Below are 7,395 nucleotides of genomic sequence, written 5' to 3' on the forward strand. Positions count from 1 at the left end.
CATCTAGTCTCAGGAACGTCGTGTTCGAGTCATGGACATCGCAGAGGAGGAACTATGGGAATTGAAAATAAAGTCCTAAATAAACTGGATTTTCCGAAGGTACTGGCACGGTTAGCTGAGTATTGTATTCTTCCCCGCACCAAGGAACTGGCGATGGGATTAACCCCTCACGTTGCTTGGGAATCAGTGCGTTTGGTTTTGCAAGAAACGGAAGAGGGAAAGAATCTCTTGCGTGGGAATCCTCTCTTTTCCGTCCGAGGGGCCAAAGAGATCCGTCCGTATATCGAGCGTTGTTTGCGCGGAGGGGTCATTCATGGTGAGGAGTTGCTTGAGATTCGAGATACTTTGCAAGTAGGACGGAAAATAAAACAGCTCTTTCTGGAATCTAAAGTGGAGTTTCCTGGATTATGGGAGATTACGTTACCCATTGAACCGCAGAAGGATTTGGAGGATGAAATCTCCCGCTGCATTGCAGAAGATGGTAAGGTCGCAGACAATGCTTCCCCGGAATTGGGGGAATTTAGGCGTGCCCTTACTCGTTTGCAGAACCGTATTCGGGAAAGCCTAGAGGGAACCTTGCGCAATTCTGCCTATCAGAAGATGCTGCAAGATCCCATTATCACGCAACGTTCGGATCGTTATGTGATACCTATCAAACAGGAATATCGCGCAGCATTTCCTGGCATTGTCCACGATCAATCGGCCAGCGGTGCAACCCTTTTTATTGAACCCATGCCTGTGGTCCATCTCGGAAACGAACTGCGTGAAGTGGTTATGAAGGAACAACGTGAAGTCCAGCGAATTCTCCAAATGCTCTCTGCCCAGATTGAGGCGCGTGCTGATGCGGTTGCCGAGCTTCATGAAGCCTTAGCCCAATTAGATCTTGTAGTTGCCAAAGCGCATTTAAGTGTGGCGATGAACGCAGGTGCACCTGAATTGGTCGCCGGGCAGCAAATGAAGCTCGTTCAGGCGAGACATCCGTTGATTGGCGGAACGGTTGTGCCACTCTCCATAGAATTGGGGATTGACTTTGACACGTTAGTCATTACCGGGCCCAACACTGGGGGAAAAACGGTGGCTCTGAAAGTCGTTGGGCTGATGGCAGCAATGACTCAGTCTGGTTTACACATTCCGGCGGAAAGTGACTCTCGCATGGGGGTTTTCACTCAAATATTTGCGGACATTGGGGACGAACAAAGTGTTGAGCAATCTTTAAGTACCTTCTCAGGGCATATGAGAAACATCGTAGAAATTATTGACCGGTCAGACGGACGATCTTTGGTCTTGCTCGATGAGGTGGGGGCTGGGACAGACCCGACAGAAGGGGCAGCACTGGCTATGGGCATTTTGGCAGAACTGCATGAACGAGGGTGCCGAACGGTATCAACAACTCACTATGGAGCACTAAAGACATTCGCCTATGAAACCCCACGCGTTAAAAATGCTTCCGTAGAATTTGATACGGAAACTTTGCGTCCAACGTATCGCTTGTTAGTCGGGATTCCCGGTAAGAGCAATGCCTTTACGATTGCTGGACGTCTGGGTTTGAGCGAGCGTGTTCTTGAAAGAGCTAATACTTTTGTGACGGAACGGGAAATGCAGGTGGCTGATCTCATCGAGAACTTGGGTGAAACCCATCGGGAGATTGAATTAGAAAAACAAAAGGCTGAAACAGGGCGGCAAGCGGTCGAAATGCAAAGTAAGGCTTTGGCAGAAAAGACAATTCGCTTGGACGAGGAATATGAGATCTTGATCGGCTTGGCCAAAGAGGAAGCCGGTGAGCTTATTCGTGAGGCTAAACGGGAAGCTGATGCTATTATTGAGGAGTTAAAAGAGGCCCTTAGAAAGGATAACAAACAACAACGAGATATTGAAAAGGCACGCCAAGGCTTTCGGCGTATCTCCGCAAAGTTAGACAATGGTCGGCAAGTACAACGCTCTGGCAGTGGGCTACTGGCCGATCAGCTCAAACTAGGCCAGACGGTTCAGATGACGAAGCTTAGGCAGAAAGGGCAAGTCGTCAAGCTCCCGAATGCTAACGGAGAAGTTCTAGTTCAAGCGGGCATTATGAAAATTATGGTTCCCTTGGCCGAATTAAAATTGACCCTAGATGAGAAGAAAACTCCACCCAAGTATTCGCGTGAAGCGAATATTGGGCTGCGAAAGGCAGAGGAGATGCGCAGTGAAATTGACCTGAGAGGGATGCTCGTCGAAGAGGGAACGGAAGTTCTGGATAAATATTTGGATGACGCCGTTCTCGGCGGAATCGGACTGATTTATGTAATTCACGGCAAAGGAACTGGGGCTTTGCGAGCAGGGATACAGGATTTTCTGAGAGGTCACCCGCATGTGCGAAGCTTCAGGCTTGGGGAATATGGGGAAGGGGACTCTGGAGTCACGGTTGTTGAGTTAAAGTAAAGAAGATAGAATCTTCTTAGGCTAGAAACGTAAAGAAACAGCATTGAAAACCTTCGGGTCCTCAATGCTGTTCTTTATTTTATGTTTTGGTTCTTTCGTTACTATTTACGTTGAATCCAGGTGTTTATAAACGACCATGCTTAGTCGGTCAGTGTTAACTTCACACTTCCAGAAGGTGGCCCGACCCCGGAGCCGTTTCGGTTTTGAAATGCGGCCCAGAAGAGATACTCACCAGGAATAGGAGGCTTTCCATTTTCAGCCAGTGAGATGGTGATGGAGGTTGATTTTGCGTTCGAAGCCTTAATGGAAAAACTCTCCATTGTGGTCTGGCCCGAACGTTGTAGGTAAAAGATCGTGGAATCTTGCTCATTTCCAGCTGGGACCGTCATGGGGATTATTGCCTTATATGTTTTGGCATCATATGTGACCTGGCCAAGCGTAGGCGAGGGAAGAGTTGGATCCACTTGGGGTGTAGAGTTGACAGGGGGTTGAATTACTGGATTTGGATCGGCTACCGGATCAGGAGCTGTTTCCGTAGGTGGTCTGTAAGGGGCTTCATTGGACGGCCATGTCCATGATGGATCACGATTGGGTAAATTCAAGAAGGTTTTGGCTTCTACATTCCTTGTTTTCGAAGTCGCTAACATGTTCGGATGATCTGCGTCAACATTTTTTTGTATCCATACATCACTGACCCGAGTGGGCAGATCTCCTTGGGCGGCGATTTCGGTCCCGACAAACGTGGCAGGAGTTAAACTACTGGGCAGTAACCCAGATTTCATGTCGTAGGATCCACTGACAATCCCAGAGGGCATCGTAAATTTTGATTGCACAGGGAGATCTTGTAGAGCTACTGTCATAACTTTTCTCCAGATCTGGGCGGGGAAGCTCCCGCCATAAACGTTGCGTAAATAATGTTGTCCGTCTGGGTCAGAGTCGTAGCCCATCCAAACAACTCCAGCGTAATTTGGAGTATATCCAGCAAACCAAGCATCAGGATTACCAGATTTATTGCCATATTTATTGGAGTCGAGCGAAGTAGTACCGGTTTTACCCGCAACCGCCCAGTTTCCAATCTGGGCGCTAACACCAGTTCCGTCCGTCACAACGCTTCGTAACATATCGTTGATAATATAGGCAGTGGTTTCTTTCATGACCCGGTTTTTAGTGATTTTCGGGGTAATGACGGTATTTCCCGTGGAATTTAAGACTTTTACGACGGTATGATCTGTAACGCTAACCCCATTGTTGGCATAAACCCCATAAGCGGCGGCCATATCCTGCGTAGAAACAGTTGGCGTGCCAAGCGCCAACGTCAAATTGCGATCGCCCTGTTCTAGAGGGAGCCCGAGATTATCTTTACCAAACTTCCAGCCGTAATCCACACCAATGGAGTTCAAGAGCTTGACCGCATAGACATTGACAGAGTCCTCAAGGGCATAGCGCATGGTGATAAGGCCTTTCCAACCTTTGTCGATGGTATCAAAATCCGTAGGGCTGTAAGTCCCGTAGCGCACGGGCATATCATCAAGAACAGTGCCGGGGAAATATCCACCTTTCTCAATGGCTGGGCCGTAGACAACCAAGGGTTTGATGGTCGATCCGGGTTGTCGCTTGGTTCGCCAGGCTCGGTTCCATCCACCGGTAGTATAGTCACGTCCCCCGACCATAGCTCGAATCTCTCCCGTGGAAGGATCAAGGAGTGTCATGGCGCCTTGGATTTTCGTTTTATCGATTCCTCTAGGGAAATTGGACGGGTCAGCAAATACAGCTTCGGCAGCAGTTTGGATTTTCGGGTCAACTGTTGTATAAATCTTCAACCCTCCGCTGTAGATTTGATCTTCGGTTAAATTATAAGTTGTTTCCAATTCGTCAATGACTTTATTTACAAATGAAGGAAACTTGTAACCTGTATCAGCCATTGTAACTTTCTGAGCCCCATCGAGGTTCTTTTTCATGCTCTCCACATAGGTAAAGGGAGCATCTTTGTAGGTGTCATAATCTTTTGAAGAGATGAGCCCGGAGTCTCGCATGACTCCGAGAACGATAGTGCGACGGTTTTTGGCGGCATCGGGATGTACATAAGGATTATATTGACTTGGGGCTTGTGGTAAACCTGCCAATAGAGCAATCTGATCAGGTTTTAAATCCTTAAGGTCTTCGCCAAAGTATGTTTTGGCAGCGGTTTGGATTCCAAATGAAGATTCTCCCAGAAAAATTCTATTGAGGTAAAAGGTAAGGATTTCATCTTTGGTGTATTCGTGCTCAAGTTGGATAGCAAGAATCGCTTCCTGAATCTTACGAGTCAGCGTTTTGGCGGTTGGATCTTCAATAAAAGCATTCCGAGCAAGTTGAATGCTAATGGTACTCGCCCCTTCTTTCGCACTTCTCGAGCGGATGTCATTCACCGCTGAACCGATAATCCGAATGGGATCAACACCGAAATGCTGATAAAAGCGTTTGTCCTCAACTGCGACAAAGGTTTTCTTAACAAGGTCAGGAATATCAGAAGACTTGACAATTTGGCGGTTTTCCCCGGCGTGTAATTGTGCAATTTGGGCGTTGTCTTTGTCATAAACATAAGAGGTTTGTTTTTGGTTATCGAGTGCATTAGGATCCCATTTTGGAGTACCTGCCGCAGCAATTCCGACAAAAATCCCTATGCCGATCAGCGCAAGTATTATCAAACTCAAAATGGACGTGAGAATGATCCGGAGTTTGGATGAGTGTTTTCGGTGCTGAGGACCCGTTGGTTTCCGGGATGAACGCATAATCTGTTACCTCCTATAGTAAAAAGAATGAGGCTCTAAACGAATAATTTTCCTGAATTATATCATACTTCTACTACTCTAAGTAAATCCTATCAGACTAAGGACAAATCAAAAATCAGATTAGTTGCGAGCACAACTTAGACACGGTATAATACAGGAGTAGCTTATGTACATATAGTAAATGGTATGACTGAGAAGAGACTTGGTGGAAGGAAGCAGAGAGTCGGTGTGGGGTGCAAACCGACCCAGAAACCGAGGAGTTACACCTCAGGACTAGAGTCAAAATCTCTCGGGTCAGCTCGTTATCGCTGTTTAAGCTGGATGCTCGTTAACGTAAATTACGGCATCAATGTGGGTGGTACCGCGGAAGTGTTTTCGTCCCTCAACCTTGGGTTGGGGGATTTCTGCGTTTTACTCAACTCTAATTTAATTTAAATTTTGGCGTTTTGTAAAGAGGTTTAGGAACATGACGGTTGAGCCGGATTGTAAAGTGTGAGTAACAAGGAGGAAAAAACTATGGATTTTTTCAGGGAATTACAGGGTCGAGGACTTATATACCAGCATACGGATGAGAAAGCATTATGTAAACGATTAGAAGCTGGTCCGATTACGCTATATTGCGGATTTGATCCGACTGCAGATAGCTTACATATTGGACACCTTTTACCACTTTTGATTTTGAGACGGTTCCAACTCGCAGGACATAAACCAATCGCCTTAGTGGGAGGGGGAACCGGGCTTATTGGTGACCCCAGCGGTAAAGTGTCCGAACGCACGCTAAACCCAAAAGAGGTTGTCCAACAGTGGGCTCAAAAGATAAAAAATCAACTAGAGCGTTTCTTGGATTTTGAGACCGGAGTAAATCCAGCCATTCTTGCCAATAATTATGAATGGTTAGGTTCCCTCCAGGTGATTGAATTCCTCCGTGACATTGGCAAGAATTTTCCTCTCGGAGCCATGCTCGCCAAAGATGCAGTCGAAACACGGATGAGTAAAGGGATATCCTTTACGGAATTTAGTTATATGATCCTTCAATCGTACGATTTCTTGAAACTCAATGAGATGTATGGTTGTGAGATGCAGGTGGGTGGCAGTGACCAGTGGGGCAATATCACTTCGGGTATTGAATTAATACGACGGACGTCAGTTGATCAAGCGAAGGAAATGCATGGGTTGACCATGCCACTCGTTACTAAAAGTGATGGGACAAAATTTGGTAAGACTGAAGCGGGAGCAGTTTGGTTGGATCCAGAAAAAATGTCGCCGTATAAATTCTATCAATTTTGGATGAATACGGATGACAGGGATGTTGTCAAATTCCTTAAATACTTTACGTTTATTTCATTAGATGAGATTGCTGTACTGGCAGGAGGGGTAGAAAAGGAACCCGAAAAAAGAAGGGCTCAGCGGATATTGGCTACAGAAGTGACAAAGTTAGTTCACGGACAAGATGCTCTTGAGAGAGCAGAGAAAATTTCAAGTGCACTTTTTGGGGGAGGTCTTAAGGATCTTTCGGCTACTGAAATTGAAGATGGGTTTAGTGATGTGCCTTCCGCAACTATCGAAAACTTGGAGATCACGCTTGTAGATATGTTGATACAAGCGGGGGCAGTTTCTTCCAAACGTCAGGCCCGGGAAGCAATAGAGAACGGCTCAATTTATATCAATGATATTCGCCATACAAATGTTGAAACAGCCGTTTCTCAACTGGAACGATTGGCTGAAAAATATCTGGTCGTACGCCGCGGAAAGAAAAACTACTATCTTATAAAATTAGAAAATTAACATCGTAACATTTCAGGCCTTGGAAAGAAGACGCTTCATTTGAGGTGCAACATTTATAAAAGCGCTTGGACGATTAAAAATGCTAACGACTATGATTTATGAGGATAGAATGTGCTGTGTGCCTGTGATCCAGTAGCTCTGTCCTCTTCTTCTACATCATCATCAGATACTACTAAGGCGTGAAATATGTACACTATCATAGATGGATTCAGTTTCAAAGAACTATGGTGACATATCACAGAACAAAACCATATATTATAAAGAGTAGTTGACAAGATAGTATTCAAATGTTAATATATCCAAGTGCCGCAAAACAAACTACTGAAGCAGAAAAGCGACGGTAGCTAATGTAGAGGGCAAAACAAATTAGTTATTGACAACGCGAGTTGAAAATGCTAAGATGTAGATCCGGCCCAAGAGG

The 7,395-nt window shown here is 45.7% G+C and carries 3 protein-coding genes; 2 read left to right on the plus strand and 1 reads right to left on the minus strand.

What is annotated here, in order from left to right:
• Nucleotides 1-54 precede the first annotated feature (54 nt).
• A complete protein-coding gene (locus tag DSOL_RS21300) occupies nt 55-2,418 on the plus strand; it encodes an endonuclease MutS2 (protein WP_075366791.1) in 2,364 nt (787 codons plus the stop codon).
• 140 nt (nt 2,419-2,558) lie between these two features.
• Here DSOL_RS21300 and DSOL_RS21305 read toward each other — a convergent pair whose 3' ends face one another.
• Nucleotides 2,559-5,189, minus strand: coding sequence for a transglycosylase domain-containing protein (locus tag DSOL_RS21305; protein ID WP_075366792.1), 2,631 nt, complete (start codon nt 5,187-5,189; stop codon nt 2,559-2,561).
• A 516-nt stretch (nt 5,190-5,705) separates the two neighbouring features.
• Here DSOL_RS21305 and tyrS point away from each other — a divergent pair.
• On the plus strand, nt 5,706-6,974 hold the full coding sequence (tyrS, locus tag DSOL_RS21310) for a tyrosine--tRNA ligase (protein ID WP_075366793.1): 1,269 nt from the start codon (nt 5,706-5,708) through the stop codon (nt 6,972-6,974).
• Nucleotides 6,975-7,395: the final 421 nt, after the last annotated feature.

Source organism: Desulfosporosinus metallidurans (assembly GCF_001936615.1).
Classification (GTDB): Bacteria; Bacillota; Desulfitobacteriia; order Desulfitobacteriales; family Desulfitobacteriaceae; genus Desulfosporosinus; species Desulfosporosinus metallidurans.

Excerpts from the sequence above, each read along its gene's own strand:
- DSOL_RS21300 (WP_075366791.1), top strand. The coding sequence starts at position 55 with ATGGGAATTGAAAATAAAGTCCTAAATAAACTGGATTTTCCGAAGGTA.
- DSOL_RS21305 (WP_075366792.1), bottom strand. The coding sequence starts at position 5,189 with ATGCGTTCATCCCGGAAACCAACGGGTCCTCAGCACCGAAAACACTCA.
- tyrS (WP_075366793.1), top strand. The coding sequence starts at position 5,706 with ATGGATTTTTTCAGGGAATTACAGGGTCGAGGACTTATATACCAGCAT.